This window comes from Chitinophagales bacterium (assembly GCA_041392475.1).
In the GTDB taxonomy this organism is placed as follows: domain Bacteria; phylum Bacteroidota; class Bacteroidia; order Chitinophagales; family UBA2359; genus JAUHXA01.
In genome coordinates, this window is the sequence record JAWKLZ010000003.1 from 906,902 (window position 1) to 933,891 (window position 26,990).

Sequence of the window (26,990 nt, forward strand, 5' to 3'; positions counted from 1 at the left end):
TTCACTTATGCCTTTAGATTTTGTAAATATCCTCGGTATTATTGGAGTCACGAGCATACTCGGTGCATACTTTCTGAGTCTGTTCCGCAATCTACCAACAGATGGTTATCCTTATTTGGTGATGAACTTTGTAGGGGCAAGTTTGGCATGTATTTCTTCTGTGCTGATTGGTTATGTGCCATTTGTGATTTTGGAGGGAACTTGGGCAGTGGTTTCGTTGGTAGCATTGGTGAGGAAGGTTCGCAACAAATAAAGCACAAAAGGCAAATACCTCGAAAGATATTTGCCTTTGATAAAACACTGTATAGATTGGTAAAATCACTCCAAAATCGCCTTCCGACTCACCAACACCCCATCATAATCCACCACCAAAAAGTACACGCCCGATTGCAGTTTCGACAAATCCAATTGAAGTACATTTTGAGGCGACAATTCCTCAACTGTCCAATTTTTCTCTAAACCTCCAACCAAGTTATACAATTGAAGGGAGTGAACTTTTTGAAGGTCAGGTATTCGTACAGATAAGTGATTTTTTGCAGGATTGGGAAACATTTCAATAGAATCATTTACAAGGCTTTCTCGAATATCAGTTACAATCACTGTGTCTGCTGTAGGAAAAACGGGAATTTCGGTTTCGTTGGCACTGATTGCTCGGATGTTGCTGATGGTAACGGTCAAATCTTGTTGAGCAGATTTCTTTCCTGCAATGTTGTCAATGATACCCGTCAAAGTTCCAATCGTGCCATATCCTGTTTGATTCGTTAGGTCAATTCGGGTAATTGCCACATCAATCGCTCCTTCTTCTCCAAAAGGCTGTGATAAAGTGATCAAGTTGCTTCCTTCAGTTCCCAACCAACATTCTTCAAAGGTGACCGCTACACTTTCGGGGGCGACCAATTCACTGTCAAAATTCACCGTAAAAGCAATACCATATACATTCGTTGCAGGAATTTCGGCTGTTCCAAAGATAATAGGAGCAGTCAAGCTGTCGCCTTGATTAAGGTCAGAATCGGGCAGTTCTACATACAAAGGAGTATCGTCAGAGCTACCGCTATTACTCGATTTCTTGGCATGAGTTTCGCCGTAGTTTTGGATAATACCCTCTATGTCATTTAAAAGAATTTCACCATCTCCATTGCAGTCTATGTGTCTGTAATTTACCCCATCAGCCAAAGTATCTGTCCAGTCATCTGCTACTTGACCTACCCATGCCAAGGTAGGGTTGACACGTGGACTCCCCGTATTTCCGTAAGCTATCCCTATTGGTAATAAATCAAAATTATTGGCGATGCCATCGTTGTTGGTATCACCAGGCCAAACATCGCCTATATCATTAGAGCAAGGGTCAGAATTTGCACAATCGATAAAACCTTCACAGGGCTCATTGCAAACTCCTTGCACAATAACTAACCTTTGTTGTGAGGTACAATTGCCATCCGAATCAACTACCGAATAATTAACAATATAGGCTCCTTGCATTGAAGTACACACACAATCTTCTGTTATTTCTACTGGTAGTGTACCGTCTTCTACATCAAAAGCTATTGCCCCAAACTCAATATAATCCACTCCGCAAGAATAGACAACAGGAGAGGGGCCAATAATAGTTATTGTAGGAGGATTATTGTCCTGCTGTCCAAAAAGTGTTATTGAAAAAAGTAGTAAAAAATATTGAAAGGTGAATAGATGCCTCATAAAATTTGCTTTTTTATTAATATTGATAAAATTTTGCCTAACGCATACAAATATGCTGCAAAACAATACCTTACCCAAAGACTTTTGAGCTAAAAAATTGGAAAATTTTTTTTCAGGAAATGTCATAAATAAAAAATAAAACACTATAATTCAGATTGTTAAAATGATATTTATATAATAAAAAATTGGAAAAAATTATTTTAAATTCGGTATTTCACCATGCAAAACTCCAAACTCCTTAAATTGCTCCAAACATTCGACCAATCCACTATCACCCGTTGGCGGCAATTTGCCCATTCACCCTACCACAACAAACACCAAGATGTCCAAACCTTATGTGATTATCTACACCAAGTTTACCCAAAATTGGAGGGCAAAAAAGTAGAGCGCAAGCAATTATTTTTGAAGGTTTGGGGCAAAAACATCCCATTCAATCAAAACAAAATCAATGTGTTGTTTAGCTACACTTTGAGCGTGACCGAAGATTTTTTGGTACATGAGCGGTTCCAACAAGAAACAGACGCTCAACACATTCACCTCCTCGAACAACTTCGCCAACGCCAACAGCAACAACGCTACAAACACCACCTCCAAAAAATCGAAGAATATTGGCAAAAAGCTCCTGTCCGAAACCGAGATTATTATCACTTTCAATTTCGTTTGGCAGTCGAAAAAGACAGTTATTACAACCAATTGTCGCAACACAGCGACCAAAGCATTCAACAAAAACAAGACAGCCTAGATATTTTTTACCTTTCCGAAAAACTGCGGGATGCCTGTGAAATGAGTTTGCGAAACCAACTCTTGCAAGTTGATTATTCGGTGCATTTGTTGGAGGCTATCTTGACTGAAATTCGCCAGCATCCCGAAAAATACCAAACGATTCCGTCCATCATGGTCTATTTTCAGATTTACCAGATGATAACCCAACAAGATTCGACCTTCTATTTTGAATTGATACAAGTCCTTCAAAAACACCTCACTGCTTTCCCAAAAGAAGAACTCCGCAGCATTTATGCCTATGCCCAAAACTACTGCATTGGTCAAATCAACAAAGGAGAAGATACGTTTTTGGGGGAACTGTTTGAACTCTACAAAACCCAATTGCAGAACGATTTACTGCTCGAAAAGGGGCATTTATCAGAGTGGCACTACAAAAACATTGTGACCGTTGGGTTGCGCTTGAAGGCGTTTGAATGGGTAGCTGATTTCATTGAAGTCTATAAAGAAAAGTTATCTGAACAATCGCGTGAAAATGCCTATCGCTTCAACAAGGCGACTTATTGTTATGCTGTCGAACAATACGATGAGGTGCTGCAATTACTGCTGACCGTAGAATATTCAGACATTCGTTACAGCCTCGATGCCAAATCTTTGTTACTCAAATCCTACTACGATTTGAAGGAACACCAAACTTTGTATGCGCTTTGTGATGCTTTTCGCCAATACTTGAAGCGCAACAAAGAGATTTCGGATTTTCGGAAAGAAGGGTACTACAATTTGTTGAAGTTCACCCAAAAAGCAGCCCGCATTCAAGCAGAAATTGGTTTTGAAGCAAGGGATAAATTGAAGGATGAAGTTATCAAATTACAGGAAGAAATAGCAGCTACACAGACGATTTTTAATGTGGGTTGGTTGGAATCGAGGGTGGAAATTTTGGTTTCAATCACTTAGATCATCTTCTTCCTCCTTCAATGTAATGCCCTCATAAATCGCTGAGAGCAAAACCTCTAAGCCCAAAGCATGTACCTTCAATAAATCTGTAGTTTTGTCCATCCATTCATAAATCCATTGTTCGTGTTCATTTTTGTAGAAAGTTTCCACGAGGTATTGTTTTTGGTGGATAAAAACACATTGCTGCATAGACTCAATGCGTTGATATTGAAAGAATTTTTTGGTTCTATCGTATTTAGCAGTGGAGTCCGACAAGACTTCAAAAACCACAATCGGATATTTTACCAAAAGAGGATCTTCTGCATCTCTCTCATCACAGGTAACAACTACATCGGGATAGGCATAGTTGTGATTTTGCCGCAGTTGGGTCATGATACTTTCTGCATAAACCTTGCAGCTTTTCCCTTTTAATTGCTGCTTCAACTCCAACGTAATATTGAATACTATTTCATTGTGAATTTTAGTGGTTGCAATGGGTGGATAAAGGTGTCCATCGTGAAAATCATTGCGTTCCTCTTGAGTTTTCTCCAATTCGAAGTATTCTTCTACTGTGTATTTTCGTTTTTCTATGTGTAATTTTTTTGCAGGAGTCATGTTGTTCAAATGGTTTGATTTTACCTTACCGATTCAAACACATATCTGCGCTTTTAGGTTTTGAGTCGATTGCGAAATTACAGGAAGAAATAGCAGCTACACAGACGATTTTTAATGTGGGTTGGTTGGAATCGAGGGTTGCAGAATTGTAAAAAAGAATTGACCCCAAAGCAACCTTTTCCCTTACCTTCGCACCATCCGTAGTAGAAGACAGTGTATGACCGAACAAGCACAACAACAACGACTCATTCAGGCCTGTATATGCGGTGACAGATCTGCCCAAAATCAATTGTATAACGAACACAAATACAAGATGATGGGAGTTTGTTTGCGCTATGCGAAAGACAGAGCAGAAGCGGAAGACATCCTACAAGATGGGTTCTTCAAGGTATTCTGTGATTTGAAACAGTTTTCAGGCACAGGGCCTTTGGGTGCGTGGATTCGGCGAGTGATGGTCAATACGGCTTTGATGCACATTCGCAAACATAAAAATACGCTTTTTCCTTCAGTCGAATTGGAAAAAGTGGAATATCAATATGCTTCGGAAGAAGATTTGTTCAGCCGTTTTCGGATGCAGGCACTGGTACAAATGATTCAGCAATTGCCTGATGGTTATCGTATGGTTTTTAATATGTATGTGATTGAAGGATATTCACACAAGGAAATTGCCGAACAATTGAATATTTCGGAAAATACCTCAAAGTCGCAACTATCGAGGGCTAAAATGACGTTAAGACAAATGTTGGAGAAACAGTTGTCAGTTTAGAAAATGCAAACTAAAAAACAAATTCCAATACAAAGAATTGATTTTGAGTTTTGAATCCCGATTAAAATGTGGGAGAAGTTTTGCAATTGAATTTACAAAAAGAATTACATGGACGAACATCTACATAACGATCCTTTAGAGGAATTTTTTCGCCGTTCTTTGGACGACTTTGGCGATGAACCCTCTGATGATGTCTGGAATGGTCTGGACAATCGGCTTGCGCTTCATGAAAGTGGTGGTGAAGGTGTTTCTCCATCTGCCACTCCGCCAACAGGCGGAATATTGACAGCCTCTTCGTTTCTCAAATGGATAGGTATGGCAGCTATTGCAGGTTTATTGAGCCTTGCCACCTACTATATTTACCAACAAAACAATGAAATCGCCAATCTCTCTCAACACATTAATCAACAAACTCAAACGATTGAAGAACTCCATACTAAAGTAGATAACTTGGAAACAAATGAGGAGGAAGAACTTCAAAAAGGCAAAAACCTTCCTTCTGCAAACTCATTACAAAACAACAATGTAGAACCGAAAGAGAATATTGAAAAATCCAATACAGCAGCCTCAAAAAATGAACTAAACGCTAGGAATCTTCCTCCAAAATCATCTTCCTTCAATCCTTTGCAAAACAACAATTTGGAGCAAAATAAAGTGGAAACCATTGAAGGAGAAGATATTGCAGCGAAAAAAGAGGTGAATCAATCTTCCTTCAATCCTTTGCAAAACAACAATTTGGAGCAAAATAAAGTGGAAACCATTGAAGGAGAAGACATTGCAGCGAAAAAAGAGGTGAATCAATCTTCCTTCAATCCTTTGTCAAACAGCAATTTGGAGCAAAATAAAGTGGAAACCATTGAAGTAGGTGATATTGCAGCGAAAAAAGAGGTGAATCAATCTTCCTTCAATCCTTTGCAAAACAACAATTTGGAGCAAAATAAAGTGGAAACCATTGAAGGAAATGGCATCGCAGCGAAAAAAGAACTGGACAAGACTTCAATGACTCCTTTGCAAAACAAGGATTTACACCAATATACGACAGAAGATATCGATTTCCCAACGACAAGTATGGAAGAGGATGCTACAAAAATGGATAGGACTGATGAAACCAAAACGGAAACTGATAATCAATCAAATGAGTTGATGGAGTCGTTGGATAAACTTCAAAAAAAGAAAACGCAGAAAACGCTAAAAGTAAAGCCAGATAAAAAAAAGGCTGCAAAACTCGAAAACGCATTGGCACAAAAATCTTCCAAATCAACGAAATCAACTGATAATTCGGTTGAAGAAATGGACAATCAATCGCTACCCCAAACACCTTCCGCCAGTGATAGCCAATGGGCTATTGCTGCTACTTTTGCGCCCGCTCGCAGTTTTAGAACCATCAAAAGTACAATTCCAAATGATAATATGGTGAAGAAAATCAACGAACAAGAAAAACCTCAGTTGTCTTTTGAAACAGGTATTGAAGTGGCCTATCAATTCAAAACGAATTGGCATTTGAAATCGGGAGTTAATTACCGCCAAGTAAATCAAGTGGCCGTTTATAAACCCAAATTGCAGTATCGTCCTGATGCGCCAAAAGAAGTCCACAATGGTAAACCCAGATTTATTTACAACTATTCTATACCAGGAAGTTACGGTTTGAATGAGGTGGAGTTTGGTTTGGAGGATTTCAACAATATTACCGATGGCGAAAGTTTTGATTTGGAGGTGAAAAACGACCAGACTTTCAATTGGATGCGTGTGCCATTGTTGGTTCAGCATGACTTGGGGAAAGGGCGTTTGCAGGGAAACATTATGGGAGGACTTGCTGCTAACTTTTTGCTGAAAGAAAAGCAAAATTTTAATACGGTGAAATCAATGGATAACCGATTTAGACACCATGATACCCGTCCTAATAAACCACTTCCACAGGAAAAAATAACGAATAGTTATTTTGAATATGTGCTTGGAGTGGGATTATCTTATCAAATAAATGACCATCTCCAATTGTTTGTGACCCCTACTTATTCGGCTGCTTTGGCTCCTGTGTATAAGAACAAGGTTTTGAAAACCTATCCTTTTTCATTGAGTGGAAATATAGGCGTTCGGCTTTCTCTTTAGTTAAGATAATTTTATATATTTTAGTGTAATACAATTACTCCATATCCTGTTCGGGTATGGAGTTTTTTATGCTCCTAAAAAATATTGCTACAATTGTATTTATTTAGCGAGACTTTTGACGTTTTTTGTGTCTAAAAGGGCAGATGAAATTTCCCAAATAATTCAATTTTCTCATAAATAAAAATTTAAAACATGAAAAAAATGTTATTCTTAGCCCTCATTATGGTGGCTTTCAGCTTACAGGCACAAACCGTTGAGGAGTTAAAAACTAAAAAGGCAGAATTGGTGACACAGCAAAAAGCGAAACAAGCGGAAGCAGATGCCTTCAATGGAGAAATTAGCGACCTTGCCAAACAAATTGAAATTATGTCGGGCTGGCAAACAGGTTTGAGTGGATTGGTGGGTCTCAACTTTGGAAGCTCCAATAATTGGCAGGCAAATGCCAATCGAAACAGTTCATCTTCTGTATTGAACTTGGGAATCAATGGGTTTGCAAACAACATCAAAGAAAAAACCTATTGGAGAAATACTTTGGCAGCCAATGTTAGCTGGCAGGGATTGGACAACAACACCAAAGACGATCAAGCAGGCACTGATTTTCTGGCAGATAGAAATGCAGATGTACTGATTTTTTCTTCTTTGTATGGTTTCCGATTGAGTGAAGACATTGCAGTGACAGCCTTAGGAGATTTGAACACTTCAATTTTTAATTTTCTTGCTCCCGGTACATTTGATCTTGGAGTAGGTGCTACTTGGACTCCTAAAGCCATTCCCAATTTGGTACTTGTCGTTCACCCATTGACCTATCATTTTGCTTTCTCTGCTTTCGATAATGTGGAAAGTCAATCTGCTTTTGGTGCGAAAGTAAAAGCTACGTATTCTCATGAGTTTCCAGGCGGCATTGTTTGGTCTTCCAACTTGGGTGCTTTTCTGCCTTACAGCAATGAAAAATTTCCGATTAGCTTTATAGGTGAAGATGGTATAGAGCAAACGGGTGAAGAAGGATTGTTTGAATACACATGGATCAACTCTTTGAATATTGCCAATCTTTGGAAAGGCGTTGGAGTGGGACTTACTTACGGAATTAGAGGTGCTAAATTTGAATATCCTCCAAGTACACAATCTTATACGGCAGTTGGTTTGACTTATGGCTTTTAAGGATTGATTTACTCTTGAATAGAAATAGAGATGTTGGTTGGATCTATTGGGATTCAGCCAACATTTTTTTATGTGTGCATCATTCGATGAATGAAGCAATAATTTTCAGAAAATGTGAGAATGAATTGGCCTTAGTGTAGGATTTGAAGTATTTTGCGTGTGAAAACATTTTTCAATTAACAAATTAAATATTTAATAGACATGAAAATGAATTTCAGATTTTTAATCAGTTTTTTAGCAATAGGTTTGGTTGCATTTACACTTACGGCTTGTGGGGGTGAGACTGCTCAGAGCCATGACGACGGTCACGACCACGCAACGGAAGAAAAAGCAGTAGAAAACCATGATGGACATGACCATGACAGTCATGAAGGACATGATCATGAAGCAGGTGTAGATATGACAAGTGTGGAATATGGTTCGACTTATGTATGTCCGATGCACTGTGAAGGTAGCGGAAGTGATGTGGCAGGTTCATGCCCTGTTTGTGGAATGGAATATGTCCTCAATGCCGAACATCAGGAAGATGCACACAAGCATTAGTAGGTAAGAGGAGAGAAGCGAGACTCCAATCTTAAGCCATCAAAAACACCTCTACTATGAGTTGATTTTGATGGCTTTTTTACTTTTAATTCCCTTGTTCCAACATATCCAAAGCCACATCCACAATCATATCTTCCTGTCCACCCACCATTTTGCGCTTACCTAATTCTTCCAAAATCATTCGAGTATCCAAGCCATAGCGTTTTGCAGCCCTCTCAGAGTGAAGTAGAAAACTGGAATAAACACCCGCATAGCCCAACGAAAGCGTTTCTCTATCCACTTGCACAGGTCGGGTTTGAAGGGGGCGAATCACATCATCAGCCAAGTCCATCAACTGATACAAATCGCAATTGGGGTGAATGTCCATTTTTTTCAAACACGCTATCAAAACCTCCAATGGTGCATTGCCTGCACCTGCGCCCATCCCTGCGAGAGAGGCATCCAGACGGGTTGCACCGTGCTGCATCGCCACAATCGTATTCGCGACTCCCAAAGATAGATTGTGGTGGCAGTGAATCCCAATTTCTGTTTCGGGCTTCAATATATCTTTATAGACTTTCACCCGTTCTACCACTCCATCCATCATCAAAGCTCCTGCTGAATCGGTGATATAGACGCAATCTGCGCCATAACTTTCCATCAATTTGGCTTGTTCGGCCAACTTTTTGGGTTCGTTCATGTGGGCCATCATCAAAAAACCACCCACATCCATGCCCATGTTTTTGGCTGCTTCAATGTGTTGGGCCGAAATATCTGCTTCGGTGCAATGCGTGGCAATTCGCACAGATTCAACACCTAAGTCTCTTGCTCGCTTCAAATCGTGTATCGTGCCAATGCCTGGCAGTAGAAGCGTGGTCAGTTTGGCATGGGTCAGCTTTTCTGCAATGCCTTCCAACCATTCCCAATCGGTGTGTGCGCCAAAACCATAGTTAAAACTGCCGCCTGCCAAACCATCGCCATGCGAAATTTCAATGGCATCTACTTTTGCTTTGTCCAATGCCACCGCTATGTCTGTGATTTGCTGCTTGGTGTATTGGTGACGAATGGCGTGCATACCGTCTCGAAGGGTTACGTCTTGAATGTATAGGTTGCTCATGATGATGTGTTCGAATTTGAATTTTGAGTTTGAATTTTAACCAACTTTTCTCCCGTCGCCAATGCCGCACTCGTCATAATATCCAAATTACCAGCATATTCGGGCAAATAATGACCTGCTCCTCTTACCTGCAACAAAACCATCGTTTTCAGGCCATGACGAAGCCCCAAACCTTCAATAAATACAGGCTCGTTTTCTGGAATATCTTCAAACTGTACCGCTTGATGCAGCGAATAACCAGGCACATATTTCTGAACCTCCGCCACCATCTGGTGAATACTTTCTCGAATCGCCTCACTATCCGCCTGTTCGCTCAATGTAAAAACTGTATCACGCATCACCAAAGGAGGATCGGCAGGATTGAGGACAATAATCGCCTTGCCTCTATCCGCACCGCCCACTTTTTCAATCGCTTGAGCAGTCGTTTCGGTAAACTCGTCAATGTTGGCACGAGTACCAGGGCCCGCAGATTTACTAGCAATTGAAGCCACAATTTCACCATAATGCACCTTTGCCACACGGCTTACCGCTGCCACAATCGGTATCGTAGCCTGTCCGCCGCAGGTCACCATGTTCACATTTTTCGCCCCCATATTGAAGTCAAAATTGACAGGCGGAACGAGGTAGGGGCCTATTGCAGCAGGCGTGAGGTCAATCATGCGTTTGTCGGGAAATTGCTGCACATATTTCCAATTGTACAGGTGTGCCTTTGCAGAAGTGGCATCAAAAACAATCTTGATGTCCTTCCATTCAGGCATTTGCATCAAGCCTGTAATGCCTTCATGCGTTGTAGCAATACCCATTCGCTTGGCCCTTGCCAAACCGTCTGATTCAGGATCTATTCCGACCATGACCGACATTTCCAATACATCGGACATACGCATCACCTTAATCATCAAGTCCGTACCAATATTTCCAGAGCCGATGATGGCTACTTTTGTTTTTTGCATATTTTTTTGTGTTTTATTCCGTAAAATTAACTGAAACCTCTCCCAATCCTTCAATCTCGGCTCTGAAAGAATCGCCCGCCGATATGGGAATCATCGGCCCCAATGCGCCCGTCAATACTACATCACCTGCCCGCATGGGCTTACCCAATCTCGCCATCGTTTTTGCCAGCCAAAGCAGGGCATTGATAGGAGAACCGAGACAATCTCCCCCTTTTCCCTGCGAAACAATTTCACCATTTCGGTACATCACCATTTTGCAGCCGATCATGTCTAAATTTTCCAAACGAGCGGGTTGATGCCCTACCACAAAATGACTCGCCGAAGCATTGTCTGCAATGGTATCAGTGATGCGAATATCCCAGCCTTCAATGCGACTACCCACGATTTCGATGGAAGCAAGGGCGTAGTCAATCGCTGAAATGACATCAATGGAAGTGAGCGAAGTTGAGGTCAAATCTTTGCCCAACACAAAGGCGATTTCTGCTTCGGCTTTGGGCTGCATGATTTCTTTGACCGAAATTTCGCCATTGTTCCACACTTCTTTGTCACTCCAAAGCATCCCAAAATCGGGCTGATTGATGCCAAAATGCTGCTGCACAACGGGCGAGGTCAAGCCAATTTTGCTGCCCACGATTCTTGCCCCTTCTGCCATTCGCAAGGCGGTGTTGATTTCTTGAACGGCATAAGCCTTTGTCAAATCCGTTTCTCCAATGAGATCACGAATGGGTTTGCAGGTGAGTCCTTTTTGAGCGGCTTCACGCAGGCGTTTTGCAGCCGCTTCAATATTTTTATTTGCCATGATGGTAGCTTGTTGATTTTATTTCATTTGTGTTTTCTACACCTCAAAAGATTGGTAAATACAGGTTTTACTTTAGTTGGGGAAAAATATAAAAAAAAATCGGAAAACGAAACAGGTTCATCGACTTGTAGCTCTATTTACTTGTCCAAAGTCTAACTAAACAATAGTTTGTGATAAATTTACACATATATAACTTGGGTTAAAAAATTCCGTTTACCGATAACAAATTTATTAAATTATTGGTCTTCCCACTTCATGCAGCGTATCACTGCCTTTTGCCAACCTTTGTAGAGTTTTTCACGTTGTTCGGATTCCATTGAAGGTTCAAAAGAAGCGTCTAACTCTTGATTGTTGACCAATTCCTCTTTTTTGTAAAAACCAACAGCTATTCCTGCAAGGTAAGCAGCTCCCAAAGCAGTGGTTTCTATTACTTTGGGGCGTTTGACAGGCACATTCAAAATATCTGCTTGAAACTGCATCAACAAAGAATTTGCAGCAGCACCTCCATCTACTTTCAAGGCAGAAAGCTGGATGCCAGCATCTTTTTCCATTGCATCCAAAACATCCCGAGTTTGGTAGGCCAAAGACTCTAAAGTAGCACGTATGAGATGTTCTTTTCCTGTGCCACGGGTCAAACCAAAAATTGCTCCTCTTGCATACATATCCCAATAAGGTGCACCCAAGCCTGCAAAAGCGGGTACGACATATACACCGTCTGTATGCTCCACTTTGTTGGCATAAAATTCAGAATCACCTGCTTGGTCAAGTATTTTTAGACCATCTCTCAACCACTGAATCGCTGCTCCTGCAATAAATACACTGCCTTCCAAGGCATATTCAACTTTCCTGTTGATACCCCAAGCCAACGTGGTAAGTAAACCAGATTTGGATTCAATCATTTTCGTACCTGTGTTCATCAACATAAAACAGCCTGTCCCATACGTATTTTTTGCCATGCCTGCTTCAAAGCACGTTTGTCCAAACAAAGCCGCTTGTTGGTCGCCCGCTACTCCGCCAATGGGAATAGATACTCCACCGAAAAAAGAAGCCTTGGTTTCACCAAAATCACCACTCGAATCTCGAACTTCGGGCAGTAGTGATTTGGGAATGTCCAATTCTGAAAGCATTTGATCATCCCACTTCAATTCACGAATATTGTAGAGTAGGGTGCGGGAAGCATTGCTGTAATCCGTAGCATGAACTTTGCCGTTGGTTAGTTTCCAAATCAACCAAGTGTCCATTGTGCCAAACAATAAATCACCATTTTCTGCTTTTGCCCTTGCATCGGGAACATTGTCCAAAAGCCATTTTACTTTTGTACCTGAAAAATAAGCATCTATCACCAATCCTGTATTGGAGCGAACATAGTTCTCCAATCCTTTTTCCTTCAATGTATCACAGATAGAAGCTGTTCGACGGTCTTGCCATACAATTGCATTATGGATAGGTTCTCCTGTATTTTTGTTCCATATCAGCGTTGTTTCTCTTTGATTGGTGATGCCGATCGCTGCAATTTCGGTAGGAGAGAGGTGATTGCTTTTTAGAACATTTTGAGCAACACTCAGCTGGGTTTCCCAAATAGTCATGGCATCGTGTTCAACCCAACTAGGTTTGGGATATATTTGAGGAAACTCTTTTTGAGAAACAGCAACAATGTTGCCTTTTTTATCGAAAATAATGGCTCTGCAGCTAGTTGTGCCTTGGTCAAGCGAAAGAATGTATTTTTTTGACATGAGAAGTAAATAATTGAAAATCAAAATAAAAATAAGCAAAAAGGATTATTGTTAAGGATTTAGTGCATCAACAATACTGTTTTTTGCTGTAAAGTAACAAGTAAAACTGCAATTTTTTTTCAAAATAACTTTTATATTAAGCAAAAATATAGTAGCTTTATCGTGTTCCAATTATTTAACCAAAAATTGAAGAGTATGGAAATCTCAGGTATGAACATCACATTTAATGAGTTGAGAAAAATCAAAGATAGTTTGCCCGATGGTAGCATTCATCAAATTGCAGAAACGCTCGATGTGTCTGTAGAAACAGTTAGAAATTATTTTGGTGGATACAATTACCAAGAAGGACAAGTCGTAGGGGTTCATTTTGAACCAGGTCCTGATGGAGGTATTGTTCATTTAGATGATACCCGCATTATCGAAATGGCACAGAAAATCATTGAAGAGCAGGAAGTTGAAGTTGAAGAGTAATTTAGTTTTTTACTACTATTCACTTTGTTTAAAGTCCTTCATACACTTATAGTAAACTATTTTACAAGTGTATGAAGGATTTTTTTTTTGTATATAGATTGAATAAATAAGTGGAAGCAGTACAGCTTGTACTAAAAGTTAAGTGGCAACTTAAAAGATTGTTCTACTCAAAATCATACATCATGTAATCTTAAATTTACCTGATAATGTGTAAAAAAATGGTTTTTTAAATAGGATGGATGTATGAATACTAAAGAGCTGCCAGTTATTTAATTTTTGTTGTAATAGGGATTCTTTAGTGGGAGTTCTTAAGGAAAAGAGGAGGAGAATATTAAAATTAGGGTGGTCTATAAAAGAACATAGCACCCCACAAGGAAGTGCTATGCCTAAAACCCTAATTGTTTAACCCTAAAAACCTAAAGCCATGAAAAAGCAATGTAAATATAAAACTATTTTGTTGGTTTGACCAAAAAAAAAAGTAAAAAAACTCTCAATAAGATTGATTTGACAATTTAATTGATTCTAAATAATTCATTTTTAGAGATATGTGTGAAAAGAATAAAGTGAGTTTTTTTAAAAAAATAGAAAACAGCGTAATTATTTTTAAAAACTCTTTGTTTAACGATAAAGGTTCATTTTATCAACATATTCGAGGACAGTTTCAGGAACCATATAGCGAATAGATTTTCCTTGTTTTAAGAGTTCTCTAATATAAGTAGCCGAAATTTCAATTTTCGGCACGTATAACCGATGAACTTTGGGATGGTCTATATACAACTCATTTTCATATCCCGGACGGGGGTAAACAATCAATTGATACTGCTCCAATATTTTTTCGTAGTTTTTCCATTTGTGGAAATTCGTCAAGTTATCTTCTCCCATGATTAAGTGAAAATTCGAGGCGGGATATTTTTCACTCAAATAAGCCAGTGTATCAATGGTATAGGAGGGTATAGGTAGATTGAATTCGATGGTTGAGGGTTTTATCTGCGTATTTCCCTCTAATGCAAGGTTTACCAAGTGCAAACGATCGTATTGGTTTAACAAAGATTGCTTTTGTTTGAAGGGATTTTGAGGCGAAACGACTAGCCAAACTTGATCTATATCGTCTAAATTGACCACTGTTTCTGCAATGATGAGATGTCCTACGTGAATAGGATTGAAAGAACCAAAAAATAAACCGATGTTTTTGGACATTGTTGTTGAATTGCTTTGTGAATTATGTGCAAGCTTCAATTTGAAGTTTGGAATGAATCCTTACTTTTGCAAAAGTAATCATTTCAGTAATTGAACAATAAAGCAATCCAACAATTTGAACCATGCAACAATACTTTGATTTACTTCAAAAGATTATAGCCAAAGGCAATTTTAAAGAAGACCGAACTGGCACAGGCACATTGAGTATTTTTGGCCATCAGATGCGCTTCAATTTGCAAGAGGGTTTTCCGCTCGTGACGACTCGTAAAATTCACACACGCTCGCTCATTTATGAATTGTTGTGGTTTTTGAAGGGTGATACGAATATTCAATACCTCAATGACCATAAAGTACGAATTTGGGATGAATGGGCAGATGAAAACGGTGATTTGGGTCCCATATATGGCTCACAATGGCGGTCATGGAATGGTGGGAACGGGGAAACTGTGGATCAGATAAGCCAATTGATGCAAGACCTAAAAGAGAAACCACATTCTCGTAGGCTGATTGTCAGTGCTTGGAATGTGGCAGATTTACCCAAAATGGCATTGGTGCCCTGCCATAGCCTTTTTCAGTTTTATGTCAATGATGGAAAAATATCCTGCCAACTCTACCAACGTTCTGCTGATGTGCCAATTGGAATTCCCTACAACATTGCGAGTTATGCGCTGCTGTTGTCCATGATTGCCCAACAAACGGGATTGCAGCCTTACGAGTTTATTCATACGATTGGCGATGCTCATATCTATGTGAATCAAATGGAAGGAATTGAAGAGCAGTTGAAAAGAGAGATGCGAGCTTTGCCGCAATTGAAGATTCGAGAAGGTGTTGCGTCTATTTTTGATTATGATTATGAGGATTTTACCATCGAAAATTACCATCCACATCCGCATATCAAAATGCCTGTGGCGGTTTAACGCAAAAAAGCACAACAGATAAAAATTTGTTGTGCTTTTTACTTGTGGGTCATACTGGATTCGAACCAGTGACCCCTGCCCTGTCAAGGCAGTGCTCTGAACCAACTGAGCTAATGACCCTTAGTAAAAATGTTTATTCCTAAAGAATAGGAAAACCATTTTTATTTTTGGAATGGGTCGCAAATGTAGCTTATTTCTTTGATTCTGCAAAAAAAATAGGCACTTCACAGAAGATTTTAGTAATAGAAAACTTTTGATTTCTAAGAATTAAAACTATAATGCATAAGTTGTGTTAAGAATTAGCATAAAGAGCAATGATGCAACCTTCGACAATAAACTACTCTCTTTTTGACAAGTCAAAAAAGTATAAGCCTTGGACAAAATTTTGTAATCTTCTTAAACCTTAGTCCCATGAAAACGCCCTTTTACAGCGAACTCGAAGAACGATTAAACTACATAACTCATGGCATTGGCGCAATCATCAGTTTGATAGGGTTTATTGTGCTGATATATTTTGCTTTAGATTACAAAGATATGGGTGTATTGGCAGGTTTTGCGGTATTTGGATTGTGCATGATGTCCGTCTTTTTATCTTCTACTATGTATCACTGGGTCGAACACATTGAGTGGAAAAAGACACTAAGAGTATTTGACCACATAGCGATTTTCCTAATGATTGCAGGCACATATACTCCTTATTTGCTCGGCAATATGCGAGAGGGTTGGGGGATACCTTTATTAGTGATTATTTGGAGTTTAGCGATTGGAGGCATTATCTTTAAATGGGTGATTCGCAATCAGCTATCCAAATATGAATTCTACAGTATTGCCTTTTACGCAGGTTTGGGTATGATGATTCTTTTTTTCATACAGCCTGTTATGGCCACCGTTGATTTTTGGGGTGTATTGTTGTTACTCATAGGAGGAGGGTTTTATCTTGTGGGTATCATTTTTTATGTGATTGACCGAATCCCTTTCAACCATGCTATTTGGCATTTATTTGTCATTGCAGGAGCCGCTTGTCATTACTTTTCTATTTTGTACTATGTTCGTCCACCGATGATTTGATTAATTGAAAATTTACCAACAACAATCCGCCAAGCTAACCTCATTAGGACTTGCAGCCAAGCGATAATTGGTATAACCCAATTTCTCCAATGCCTTACCCGTAGTATTACCGATAGCCACAATGATTTGATGTGTTTCGATTGTGTGTTTTTTACAAAAAGTCTGCACATTCATTGGGCTGGTAAACACCAAAATATCGCAAACTGGGATGTCAAAAGCAGATTTTATTTGATTACTATATACCACAAGGTCTTGCACTTTAATCTTGTCAAAATCCCGCTCCAATATTTTCTGAACCCCCCTCAAGCTTTTTTCAGCAATTGGGAAAACCACTTTCTTACCCCTTGCTATTTTTCCAAAATCCTCTGCAACCGCAGCCGTATCGTTTTCTCCCCCCACAAAACTTGCTTTGAAATTGTAGGCTTGTAATGCCTTTGCAGTACCTTCTCCCAAAGCAGCTACTCGGAATCGTTCTGGTAGGAAAGGATTTTGTTCAAAAAAGAATTGTACGCCTCGTTTGCTCGTAAAAAATAGCCAATCCGCTTCAATGTTTTTATCAAAAGCTACACCATTAAAGTCAATCAAAGAGAAAGCATTAACATCATAGCCATTGTTGGACATAGCTTTGTAGAAATAACTATCTTTTGTCAAATCACGAGAAATAAATATTTTTTTTGGAGTTTTTTCTTCCAGCCCGTTCAGTAGTTTTTTTATCAAATCAGCTTGATTTTTACCTTCCGCAAAAATTCTTTTTGGGAAATCCTGCCAATTTTTAGCCGAAGTTGCCCAAACTTGAAAGTGATTTTGGGAAGGTAAAAACCGACAAAAGACACCAATCGGTTGGTGACAACCGCCCCCTAATTGATTCAAAATCGTACGTTCTACTGCAATGGATTTTTCGATTATAGGATCGTGAATGTGTTGCAAAATAGCCCGAATCTCTGCATCTTCTTCACGGGTTTGAAATGCCAATACGCCCTGCGAAGCGGCAGGAATCATCTGTTGAGGCGTAAAAATAAGTTGGTGATAATCGCCTAAGTCCAACTCCAATCGCTCCAAACCTGCGGCGGCTAAGACAATAGCATCGTATGCTCCCTCTAGTTTTTTTACCCTTGTTGGGACATTTCCTCGAATATCAAGAATTTGCAGGTCAGGCCTTTGTGCCAACAACTGAGATTTTCGACGAGCCGAAGAAGTACCTACAACTGCATTCTCTTTGAGTTGGAATGGGAGGGAAGGACGAAGTGCATCTGGGTGAATTACCAAACAATCGAAAGGATTGGCACGATATGAATTGGCTGCAATTACCAAACCTTCAGGACTTTCAGTCGGTAAGTCTTTGTAAGAATGAACCGCCAAATCAATAGAACCTGCCAATAGTTCGGCTTCAATTTCTGTGGTAAAAAAGCCTTTGCCTTCTATCTTGTCAAAACTCAAATGTTGGATTTGATCGCCTTTGGTTTTGATGATCTTCAATATTACCTCATGTCCCAATTGCTGCAATTGGTCTTGAGTGAAATAGGCTTGCCACAAAGCCAATTCACTGCCACGAGTACCGATAACAATTTTCTTTTTCATCATCGGCAAAGCTACCTATTTTGATAGAGTGTGGCAAAACATTTAGTGCCTGATTGGGTTTTTTACTAGTATCTTTATCTAAATTTTTATCTATACCAAGATATTTTCTTCTATGAAATTCAGCAATTTTGTTTACAAACGCCCTGACTATCCAACAGTAGCAACAAAGTTTGACCAACTGATAAGCCAGTTTAACACTGCCACTGCAGTGGCAGAACAAAATGAGGTCATTGAAAAAATCAATGTGCTTCGCAGCGATTATCAGACCATGTTTTCGATTGCAAGTACTCGACACAATATTGATACAACAGATGATACCTATACTGTTGAGCAGTCTTATGTGGATAAAGAACGCCCGGCATTTAGTGGATTGACCAACCGTTTTTACAAGGCACTGGTCAACTCTAAGTACCGGCAAGAATTGGAGAAAACATGGGGTAAACAATTGTTTGTCATAGCAGATTTATCTTTGAAGTCTTTTGACGACAGCATTATTGGCTATTTGCAGAAAGAAAACCAACTGGTTTCTCGCTATATCAAATTATTGGCTTCTGCCGAAATTCCCTTTGAAGGAGAAGTTCGCAACTTGAGTGGTTTCGGTAAGTTCTTCAATTCCAAAGACCGAGCCATGCGGATCAAAGTGCGAGAAGCCTATTATGGATTTTTTACCGAACACCAGCATACATTGGATGATATTTTCGATCAGTTAGTGCATCTTCGTCATGAAATGGCACAAGCTTTGGGCTTCAAAAACTTTGTGGAAATGGCTTATGCACGCATGAAACGTTCAGATTACACAGCAGAAGATGTGGCACACTACCGAAAAATGATGGAGAAACACGTAGTTCCTTTGGCGACTAAACTTCGAAAACGCCAACAAAATCGCTTGGGTTTGGAGGATTTTTACCATTTCGATGAATCCTTGGAATTCAATTCTGGCAATCCTACACCAAAAGGAGATGCGGAGTGGATTGTAGCGAATGCCGAAAAAATGTATGAGGAACTTTCACCTGAAACCAATGAGTTCTTTCAGTTTATGAAAAGCAATGAATTGATGGATTTGGTGAACCGAAAGGGGAAAGCTGGAGGAGGTTACTGTACCGTCTTCAAAAAATACAAAAGCCCCTTTATTTTCTCGAACTTCAATGGTACAAGCGGCGACATTAAAGTGCTGACGCATGAGGCTGGTCATGCTTTTCAGGCTTATTCGAGCATTGACCTTATCACGCCAGAATACAATTTCCCGACTATGGAAGCAGCCGAGATTCACTCGATGAGTATGGAACTACTCACTTGGGATTGGATGCACTATTTTTTTGAAGAAGATACCGATAAGTTCAAATTTTCTCATCTAAGTCGTTCTATTACCTTCTTGCCCTATGGCGTTGCAGTAGATGAATTTCAGCATTTTGTGTACGAAAACCCCAATATAAGTCCTGAAGAACGAAACAAGGAGTGGAGACGAATCGAACAAAAATACATGCCCCACAGGGTGTACAATGGAATTGGGTATTTGGAAAGTGGGCGGTTTTGGCAGCAACAGCGACATATCTACAAAAGCCCATTTTATTACATAGACTACACCTTAGCACAGGTTTGTGCATTACAGTTTTGGAAACGATACAATGAAAATCCAGAAAAGGCAATGGAAGATTACACACGCTTGTGCAAAGCGGGAGGAAGTCAGTCCTTTTTGAACCTGGTAAAACTGGCCAAATTGCGTTCTCCATTTGAAGAAACTACTTTGGTGGAGGTGATGGCAGAAGCAGAGGCTTGGTTGGAGAAGGTAGATGATACTTTGTTGTAAGTAGAAGATGATTCCGATGATGGGTTAGAGTCTTTGTTTTTCATTAAATTGGTGCCAATCCAACCGCCAATTAATAGCAATAATAAACTACCTCCTACAAGTGCCCACAAAGTCCAATTGATGTCTTGAATAGGATGCTCAATGTTTTGCGGATTGCCCAACAAAATTTGGTTGCTCCAGAAGTAAGGATGTGCTTTGTCTGTTTGTTTTTCGATGAAAGTTCGTTTTGCAGTAGCCAAAGCTTCAGCTTTATCCATTCCTTGCTGCAAATTTTGATAGAAATAGTTCATCAAAATAGAATTGGTGTTTGGGTCATTTTCCCACATACTCGTCAGCGTGCTAAGGCAACCGGCATAACTCAATGCTTGCTGCAAAGTTGTCAGTCCTTCACCTTCACCCTGCCCATTTGAATTTCTGATAAGTCCACTCAAAACCATTAAATCAAAGTTCAGATTGGTGCTATAAAAGTCATTTAGCCTTAAATAACTGTAATCTTCAGAAGCATTTTCTGATGAAAAAAGAAGAGTTGATTCTAAAGGTGACTCATCGTTCAAATATCCAAGCAAAGCAAGGTGTGCAACTTGATAATCTCCTGCTATTTGCAGGAAATGTTCTTTTGTGGCTTCTGAATTGCTAAAAATATCGTGACGCTCAAAAATAGAAAGAGGACTTAAGAAGACTGCAGTATTTGTCCAATCGTGGTCTAATTTTTCGGCCAATTGAGCAATGTTCAAATCGTTGTTTTGTTGCATTGCAGATGTATTATAATCTCGGTTCATCCCTAAAAAAGCATCATTATTTGGACTGTTTTTTAGCATATCCTGCAAAAAGTCTGCTGCACTGTAAGTATAACTCAGCGTATGGGTTTTGACCAAAAACTGCAATTCATTGAAGGGGGTTTTTCTATCATCCACATTTGTCAGTAGTGCTTCAAAAGGAATATTGTGTAAAATCCCATCTCGCATAATGACGATATTTTTTGTCTTATCTGCAATAGGTATCAATGCTCTACTGAGTACCGATCTGAAAACAGTATAAGCGTGAGTAGCATACTGTTGGTAAGACTCATTTGGATCCTCTGTCAATAATTTGTAATCAGATAATACGGTTGCTAAATGTTGAATATCGTTTTTTAGAGAAGCTTCCAGCAAAAATTCTTTTACAAAACTGGTATCCTTGGTGACGGTGTAGCTATATGCCAAACTATCTCCTAAAATATAGCCTATCAAAGCCGTTTGTGGAAGAAAGTCTTGAAGATATGACTGCAATTGATCAATGTCAATACTTGCCATTTCATATTTCATTTTGAAGTAGGCAGGATGTTGGTTGCGGTATTCATTGAGTAGATTATCGTAGTTTTGTTGTAGTATAGCCACCTGTTTTTGAAGGTGTTTGACTGCATAATTGTTGATAAGTTCCCCTTTCTGGTATTCTTCCAAAAGTAAATGAGTATAAAAATCTAAATCAATTTTTAATTGTTTTTCTTGTTGAAGACTCACTTCATTGATACCTCGAAATGCCTTGATTTTACCCGATTTTAAAACTTGAAGTTGTTGGTATTTTTTGTACTGCTCCGAAAATTGGAATCCTTCATTGATGTATTTATTGCGGTTGGCAGTATTAGAAATTTTAGAAAGTTGGTACGCCGTTTTTGTCCCGTTTTCAAAAATTCTTTTTGTTAAAGATGGCGTAATAGGCTTGCGATTGTCAATTCTATATTGCAATGCTGTTTTTAGCAACAATTCGGTGGCAAGTTGATAAGTATAAAGAGATGCTTCTAAATGATTAACATTGTTCGTTTCATTGTACAAAGCTCTAAGAATAATAGCTTTATATTCTACTGCATCCAAAAGAAACTCATGGGATAAAACTTGTTCTATAGGCGGATTTTCAAAGATGTCATCTTTGTCAAACTTGTAAACCAATGCTTGTATTGCCTTTTGAATATAAGGCAATATAGACATGGGATTGTATTTCTGTTCCTCATATGTTTTGGCAATGCGTAAGTAAGTTTCTGCAATTTCGGCTCCGCCTTCAATGGTTGCGGTTAGTCTATTATCGAGTGCTTTCTTATAAAAGTCAATAGCTTCTTTATAGTCTGCTTGCTCAAAATGAATGTCTCCTTTGAGTTGGTAGTTGACCCCAAAGTCGGGATGGTTTTCTTCAAAGGTATTGGATAAAATGATGAGTGCATTGTCGGAAGCAGACAGAGCTTTGTCGAATAGCCCTAATTTTTGATAGCTAAGTGCTAAGTCAGTGTAAGTAGTCGCTATCTTAGGATGTGAAGGAAAATATATTTCTTGTTTGATAGCTAAAGATTGTTGGTAGTTGTCTGAGGCCGCAGGGTAATTTTCTAAGCGTAAGTATAATAAACCTAAGTTGTTGTAGGTTTCAGCAAGGTCTGATTTATTTGCCTCTATTTTTTGGATATCAAAAGCTAAATTGTTGAAATCTAAAGATTTTTGATAATTGCCCATTTGATAATAAACATTACCAATATGCAAATAAGTTCTTACTAGTGTATTATTTTTTGTTCCCCACAATTCTTTTTGTATTGACAATGCCTTGGTATGTAAAGAGAGAGCTGCATCGTAATTGCCTTTGACAGTTTGTACGGCACCCAAGTTATTGCAGGTAGTAGCCAATGTTGAATTAAGTTCAGGTAAATGTTTTTCAGCAATAGCATAGGCATTGTTGAAAAGATTGTATGCTTCTTCAAATTTTTTAATGCGGTATAATTCAAATCCTATTTGGTTATATGCCTCAGCACATCGCTTCCATGAATTTACATTCGTGTATATAGCAGCAGCATCTTCAATGTATTGAAGTGCGCTATCAACCCTACCTATTTTTATCAAAGATTCAGCTACACCTACATATTGATGGGCATAGGCTGTGTCTATGGGTAACTTGGTTTGGCTTAGTCTATCTTGTGCATTAGCAGAGATGGTGCTAATGCAAACAGCATAGATTACCAATAAAAATGTAATGAGATGTTTGCCAGTATGGTGCATCTACTTAAGTTATTTTCATCTCCTTTTGTGGGCCTTTCATAATTAAGGAGTGTTTAAGTATAAATACCTTCGTGTGCATAAAAAGTCACAATAAAGTAAAATAATGATAATGGCTATTTTACAACCAAGGTTGCCTATTATTGAAATAGTTTTAAGTAACCAAAGAACAACTTTTATTTTCATTTCATAAAAATATTGTTGTATATAAAGGTTGATTTTCAGTAAATAAAAAATTTGTTAAATTAAAAAGCAATTAGTAAAATAACCTGTAATAGCATAGCAAAAATCACTCCATAAATAAAGAATATAGCATGATAAATAAAGAATATAGCATGATAATCAATATAACTTAACCACCTACTCTGGATATCAAAGCATCTATCTGGCTATCCCAAAGTTGTTTTTGATCTTCAACATCGTCATCATCTGCAAAGTCAGTTACCAACAAAACGGTATCACCAGTTATTTCAGCTTGTGTAATTCTAAATTCTAAAAATTCACCTTCCTCATTTTCTTCCATTTGAAATCGGATAAAAGTATTCTCTTCTTTATCCAAAACCTCTGCTTCTTCTCTTTGGCCATTCCAATAAAAACTGTAAGTATTCTCATGGCTATCTACATGTTCTGCAAACCATTGAGCCAAGCCCGAAGGGGTGGATAAAAAGTTGTAAAGGATACTTGGTGTAGAACGAACCTTAAATTCCAAAGAAATTTTAACTCTACTCATTTGTTTATAATTTTTTTCATTTATTAATGGTGCAATGATAATCAAAAAATAATTTTTTAAAAAACCAAAAATAATTACTAATTTTGTCGCTGTTTTTAAACTCCACTGGCTAAATTATTGTTTATTTTTAATAATTTATCATCCCGCCAAGACGAGAACAGAAAATTTTCCATGAGGCAATTAAAAATTACTAAATCCATAACGAATCGGGAAAGCCAATCTCTTGAAAAATATCTTCAAGAAATTGGTAAGGTCGATCTTTTGACTCCCGAAGAGGAAGTGACATTGGCTAAACAGATCAAACAAGGCAATCAAGAAGCTTTGGAGAAATTAACCAAAGCGAACTTGAGGTTCGTGGTATCTGTAGCCAAACAGTATCAAAATCAAGGCTTATCCTTAAGCGACTTGATCAATGAGGGAAACCTTGGATTGATTAAGGCTGCACAGCGTTTTGATGAAACAAGAGGTTTTAAATTCATCTCCTATGCAGTGTGGTGGATTCGTCAGTCTATATTGCAGGCCTTGGCAGAGCAGTCCCGTATTGTGCGACTTCCTCTCAACAAGGTAGGCTCGTTGAATAAAATCAATAAAGCCTTTTCTGCATTAGAGCAAGAATTCGAAAGAGAACCATCTTCTGATGAATTGGCTGAAGTGCTCGAAATCGCTACGGAAGAAGTAGAGACTACTTTGGGAGTTGCAGCTCGACATGTATCAGTTGATGCTCCTTTTGTAGAAGGAGAAGATAATTCTTTGCTTGATGTGTTGGAGAATGGAGGTACACCCCAAACAGACCAAGATTTGGAGTACAGAGATTCCCTTCGTCAAGAAATAGAACGCTCTCTTTCTACGCTTACCGAACGCCAAAAAGATGTGATTAAACTGTATTTTGGTATTGGTGTAGAGCATAGTATGTCCTTAGAAGACATTGGGGCAAGGTTTGGACTGACGCGGGAACGTGTGCGACAAATCAAAGATAAAGCAATCAATAAGCTGAGAAGTGCTTCTCGTAGCAAATTGTTGAAGGCTTACTTAGGTGGCTAAATGAACGAATTACCAGAAATGATAAGTATTTAACAATAAATCCCCCTTGCCAATTGAAGCAGTAGTCTAAGGCTATAAAATTGGCAAGGGGTACTTGTTTTTAGTAGAAAGTAGCTATTTTATTCGATAATATCATCATTATTTTAAGTTTATGTTTGAAAGTTTACAGGAACGGTTAGACAAAACCATACAGGGTATAAAAGGACAGAGCAGGCTTACAGAGTTGAACATTGCTACTGCTTTGAAAGAGATTCGACGAGCAATGGTCAATGCGGATGTAAACTACAAAATTGCCAAAGAATTCACGGCAAAGGTAAAGGAAGAAGCACTTGGGCAGAACGTAATTACGGCTGTAAAACCGGGTGAACTTCTGGTTAAAATCATGTATGATGAATTGACCGCATTGATGGGAGGGCAGGCTATTGAGCTGGATTTGAGTAAAAAACCCAACATCATTCTCATTGCAGGTCTTCAAGGTTCTGGTAAAACTACTTTCACGGCTAAACTTGCCAATTTTTTAAGAAAACGCAATTCCTTACGTCCTTTGCTCATTGCAGGTGACGTATATCGTCCTGCGGCAATCAAGCAGTTGCAGATTCTTGCAGAGAGCATCAAGATTCCTGTTTATACCGAAGAAGGCAGTAAAAATCCTGTAGAGATTGCCCAAAACGGGATTGAATATGCCAAAACGCATGGACACAATCTCGTAATCATTGATACAGCAGGTCGTTTGGCGGTTGATGAACAAATGATGGATGAAATCAGTGCCATCAAAAAAGTCACAAATCCCAACGAGATTTTGTTTGTTGTCGACTCAATGACTGGGCAAGATGCGGTCAATACCGCAAAAGCCTTCAATGATAGATTGGACTTCAATGGTGTGGTACTCACCAAATTAGACGGTGACACAAGAGGTGGTGCGGCATTGTCTATCAAATATGTGGTAGAAAAACCTATCAAATTTACCAGTTATGGTGAAAAAATAGAGACCATCGATGTTTTTCACCCCGATAGGATGGCAGAACGTATCCTCGGCATGGGGGATGTGCGAACATTGGTAGAAAAAGCACAGGCAGAATTTGACGTAAAAGAGGCTGAAAAACTACAAAAGAAAATCCGCAAAAATCAGTTTGATTTCAATGACTTCAAATCTCAATTGAAGCAAATCAAACGAATGGGTAGTGTCAAAGATCTACTTGCAATGATTCCTGGTATGGGAAAAGCGCTTAAAGATGTGGATATTGATGACAATTCCTTCAAAAAAATTGAAGCAATTATTGATTCTATGACTCCTGCAGAGCGTGCCAATCCCAATTTGATGGATGCAAGCCGCCGAAAAAGACTTGCCGCAGGTAGTGGAAATACGTTGCAAGATGTGAATCAATTTATGAAGCAGTTCAATGAAATGCGTAAGATGCTAAAAACCATGTCTAAGTTATCTTCAGCTGGACGTGCGTTCAAAGGATTGCCCAACCAAAAGGGGTGAGTTCAAAAAAACTACAATACTTTCTTTACCTACTTTCCATTGCGGGCTTCATCTGCCTGCAATGGTATGCCAAAGACGCAAGCAATGAATCCTTAAAATGGATGTTGAAGCCTGTGAGTATAGGCGTTTCGATGTTCACAGATTTATCGTTTTCCTTCAATACAGAATTAGGGTATATCGCTGAAAACCATGTTTTCACTATTGAAAAAAGTTGTGCTGGCATCAATTTTTTCAGCATTGCTTTCCTCATAGTTGTTTTTTCCTTTCTGAACCACTTCCCCCAACCCGTGTATAAATTGTTGGCCTTTGGCAACTTTCTAATCTTGACATTCGTTATAACGATAATTGTGAATGTATGCCGTATAGTCATTGCCGTTCAACTACTAACATTGGGTGAGAAATGGTCTATTTTGGCTTCTGATAAAATGCATACCATTCAAGGCACAATTTTTTACTGCACCTTTCTATTGCTGTATTACTTAGGTATCCATTATTTTTTGAAGTTTCAAAAAAATAAAATTTCCCATTCATCGGATAACGCATGATTCAGAAATAGAGGCTCTGTTTTCA

The 26,990-nt window shown here is 38.9% G+C and carries 23 protein-coding genes, 1 tRNA gene and 1 pseudogene; 14 read left to right on the forward strand and 11 right to left on the reverse strand.

All coding sequences use genetic code 11. The features are described from left to right. Nucleotides 1-7: 7 nt before the first annotated feature. Nucleotides 8-253, forward strand: coding sequence for a hypothetical protein (locus R3E32_26390; GenBank protein ID MEZ4888287.1), 246 nt, complete (start codon nucleotides 8-10; stop codon nucleotides 251-253). 65 nt (nucleotides 254-318) lie between these two features. Here R3E32_26390 and R3E32_26395 read toward each other — a convergent pair whose 3' ends face one another. After that, nucleotides 319-1,695 carry a DUF5011 domain-containing protein gene (locus tag R3E32_26395; protein ID MEZ4888288.1) on the reverse strand — a complete coding sequence of 459 codons (1,377 nt, stop codon included), beginning with the start codon at nucleotides 1,693-1,695 and terminating at the stop codon, nucleotides 319-321. Nucleotides 1,696-1,914: 219 nt separating this feature from the next. On the opposite strand from R3E32_26395, the gene R3E32_26400 reads away from it, so the two are divergent. Next, nucleotides 1,915-3,369, forward strand: a complete 1,455-nt coding sequence (locus tag R3E32_26400; GenBank protein ID MEZ4888289.1) for a hypothetical protein — start codon at nucleotides 1,915-1,917, stop codon at nucleotides 3,367-3,369. Here the strand turns inward: R3E32_26400 and R3E32_26405 are convergent. Next, nucleotides 3,358-3,963 carry a Uma2 family endonuclease gene (locus R3E32_26405; GenBank protein MEZ4888290.1) on the reverse strand — a complete coding sequence of 202 codons (606 nt, stop codon included), beginning with the start codon at nucleotides 3,961-3,963 and terminating at the stop codon, nucleotides 3,358-3,360. The genes R3E32_26400 and R3E32_26405 overlap by 12 nt on opposite strands. Before the next feature lie 14 nt (nucleotides 3,964-3,977). Here R3E32_26405 and R3E32_26410 point away from each other — a divergent pair, with 14 nt between their 5' ends. The 5 genes from R3E32_26410 to R3E32_26430 all read left to right on the forward strand — a co-directional run bounded on the left by R3E32_26410 (nucleotide 3,978) and on the right by R3E32_26430 (nucleotide 8,536). After that, complete coding sequence (locus R3E32_26410) at nucleotides 3,978-4,115, forward strand: hypothetical protein (GenBank protein ID MEZ4888291.1); 138 nt, start codon at nucleotides 3,978-3,980, stop codon at nucleotides 4,113-4,115. 65 nt (nucleotides 4,116-4,180) lie between these two features. Continuing rightward, complete coding sequence (locus R3E32_26415; GenBank protein MEZ4888292.1) at nucleotides 4,181-4,729, forward strand: sigma-70 family RNA polymerase sigma factor; 549 nt, start codon at nucleotides 4,181-4,183, stop codon at nucleotides 4,727-4,729. Between the two features lie 108 nt (nucleotides 4,730-4,837). Continuing rightward, nucleotides 4,838-6,835 carry a hypothetical protein gene (locus R3E32_26420; protein ID MEZ4888293.1) on the forward strand — a complete coding sequence of 666 codons (1,998 nt, stop codon included), beginning with the start codon at nucleotides 4,838-4,840 and terminating at the stop codon, nucleotides 6,833-6,835. 192 nt (nucleotides 6,836-7,027) lie between these two features. Next, complete coding sequence (locus R3E32_26425; GenBank protein ID MEZ4888294.1) at nucleotides 7,028-7,993, forward strand: DUF3078 domain-containing protein; 966 nt, start codon at nucleotides 7,028-7,030, stop codon at nucleotides 7,991-7,993. 207 nt (nucleotides 7,994-8,200) lie between these two features. Next, a complete protein-coding gene (locus R3E32_26430; protein MEZ4888295.1) occupies nucleotides 8,201-8,536 on the forward strand; it encodes a heavy metal-binding domain-containing protein in 336 nt (111 codons plus the stop codon). A gap of 85 nt (nucleotides 8,537-8,621) precedes the next feature. Here R3E32_26430 and dmpG read toward each other — a convergent pair whose 3' ends face one another. The 4 genes from dmpG to glpK all read right to left on the reverse strand — a co-directional run bounded on the left by dmpG (nucleotide 8,622) and on the right by glpK (nucleotide 13,114). Beyond that, nucleotides 8,622-9,632 (reverse strand): 4-hydroxy-2-oxovalerate aldolase, encoded by a 1,011-nt coding sequence (dmpG, locus tag R3E32_26435; protein ID MEZ4888296.1) that lies wholly within the window; start codon nucleotides 9,630-9,632, stop codon nucleotides 8,622-8,624. Then, nucleotides 9,629-10,582 carry an acetaldehyde dehydrogenase (acetylating) gene (locus R3E32_26440; protein ID MEZ4888297.1) on the reverse strand — a complete coding sequence of 318 codons (954 nt, stop codon included), beginning with the start codon at nucleotides 10,580-10,582 and terminating at the stop codon, nucleotides 9,629-9,631. The genes dmpG and R3E32_26440 overlap by 4 nt, the downstream gene beginning before the upstream one ends. A 13-nt stretch (nucleotides 10,583-10,595) precedes the next feature. After that, entirely contained in the window at nucleotides 10,596-11,381 is a 786-nt protein-coding gene (locus R3E32_26445) for a fumarylacetoacetate hydrolase family protein (GenBank protein ID MEZ4888298.1), read from the reverse strand. Between the two features lie 236 nt (nucleotides 11,382-11,617). Beyond that, complete coding sequence (glpK, locus tag R3E32_26450) at nucleotides 11,618-13,114, reverse strand: glycerol kinase GlpK (GenBank protein ID MEZ4888299.1); 1,497 nt, start codon at nucleotides 13,112-13,114, stop codon at nucleotides 11,618-11,620. Between the two features lie 195 nt (nucleotides 13,115-13,309). Here glpK and R3E32_26455 point away from each other — a divergent pair, with 195 nt between their 5' ends. Then, complete coding sequence (locus R3E32_26455) at nucleotides 13,310-13,585, forward strand: DNA-binding protein (protein ID MEZ4888300.1); 276 nt, start codon at nucleotides 13,310-13,312, stop codon at nucleotides 13,583-13,585. A 618-nt stretch (nucleotides 13,586-14,203) separates the two neighbouring features. On the opposite strand, the gene nadD is transcribed toward R3E32_26455, so the two are convergent. Further along, on the reverse strand, nucleotides 14,204-14,782 hold the full coding sequence (gene nadD / locus R3E32_26460) for a nicotinate (nicotinamide) nucleotide adenylyltransferase (GenBank protein MEZ4888301.1): 579 nt from the start codon (nucleotides 14,780-14,782) through the stop codon (nucleotides 14,204-14,206). A gap of 122 nt (nucleotides 14,783-14,904) precedes the next feature. Here nadD and R3E32_26465 point away from each other — a divergent pair, with 122 nt between their 5' ends. Then, complete coding sequence (locus R3E32_26465) at nucleotides 14,905-15,699, forward strand: thymidylate synthase (GenBank protein MEZ4888302.1); 795 nt, start codon at nucleotides 14,905-14,907, stop codon at nucleotides 15,697-15,699. A gap of 45 nt (nucleotides 15,700-15,744) precedes the next feature. On the opposite strand, the gene R3E32_26470 is transcribed toward R3E32_26465, so the two are convergent. Continuing rightward, nucleotides 15,745-15,819: transfer RNA gene (locus R3E32_26470), tRNA-Val, on the reverse strand. A 291-nt stretch (nucleotides 15,820-16,110) separates the two neighbouring features. On the opposite strand from R3E32_26470, the gene R3E32_26475 reads away from it, so the two are divergent. Further along, nucleotides 16,111-16,767, forward strand: a complete 657-nt coding sequence (locus tag R3E32_26475) for a hemolysin III family protein (GenBank protein ID MEZ4888303.1) — start codon at nucleotides 16,111-16,113, stop codon at nucleotides 16,765-16,767. A gap of 12 nt (nucleotides 16,768-16,779) precedes the next feature. Here the strand turns inward: R3E32_26475 and hemC are convergent, their stop codons facing one another. Next, nucleotides 16,780-18,348 (reverse strand): hydroxymethylbilane synthase, encoded by a 1,569-nt coding sequence (gene hemC, locus R3E32_26480; GenBank protein ID MEZ4888304.1) that lies wholly within the window; start codon nucleotides 18,346-18,348, stop codon nucleotides 16,780-16,782. A 109-nt stretch (nucleotides 18,349-18,457) separates the two neighbouring features. On the opposite strand from hemC, the gene R3E32_26485 reads away from it, so the two are divergent. Next, nucleotides 18,458-20,152 (forward strand): M3 family oligoendopeptidase, encoded by a 1,695-nt coding sequence (locus R3E32_26485; protein ID MEZ4888305.1) that lies wholly within the window; start codon nucleotides 18,458-18,460, stop codon nucleotides 20,150-20,152. 164 nt (nucleotides 20,153-20,316) lie between these two features. On the opposite strand, the pseudogene R3E32_26490 reads toward R3E32_26485, so the two are convergent. Continuing rightward, nucleotides 20,317-23,166, reverse strand: a pseudogene (locus R3E32_26490) (CHAT domain-containing tetratricopeptide repeat protein). A gap of 349 nt (nucleotides 23,167-23,515) precedes the next feature. Beyond that, the gene (locus R3E32_26495) at nucleotides 23,516-23,893 is read right to left on the reverse strand and encodes an START-like domain-containing protein (GenBank protein MEZ4888306.1); all 378 of its coding nucleotides are present in this window, start codon (nucleotides 23,891-23,893) and stop codon (nucleotides 23,516-23,518) included. Between the two features lie 171 nt (nucleotides 23,894-24,064). On the opposite strand from R3E32_26495, the gene R3E32_26500 reads away from it, so the two are divergent. The 3 genes from R3E32_26500 (at nucleotide 24,065) to xrtK (ending at nucleotide 26,965) form a co-directional block, all read left to right on the forward strand. After that, entirely contained in the window at nucleotides 24,065-24,934 is an 870-nt protein-coding gene (locus R3E32_26500) for an RNA polymerase sigma factor RpoD/SigA (GenBank protein MEZ4888307.1), read from the forward strand. Nucleotides 24,935-25,085: 151 nt separating this feature from the next. Beyond that, nucleotides 25,086-26,420, forward strand: coding sequence for a signal recognition particle protein (gene ffh, locus R3E32_26505; GenBank protein ID MEZ4888308.1), 1,335 nt, complete (start codon nucleotides 25,086-25,088; stop codon nucleotides 26,418-26,420). Further along, nucleotides 26,417-26,965 carry an exosortase K gene (gene xrtK / locus R3E32_26510; protein MEZ4888309.1) on the forward strand — a complete coding sequence of 183 codons (549 nt, stop codon included), beginning with the start codon at nucleotides 26,417-26,419 and terminating at the stop codon, nucleotides 26,963-26,965. Before ffh ends, xrtK begins: the two co-directional genes overlap by 4 nt. Nucleotides 26,966-26,990: the final 25 nt, after the last annotated feature.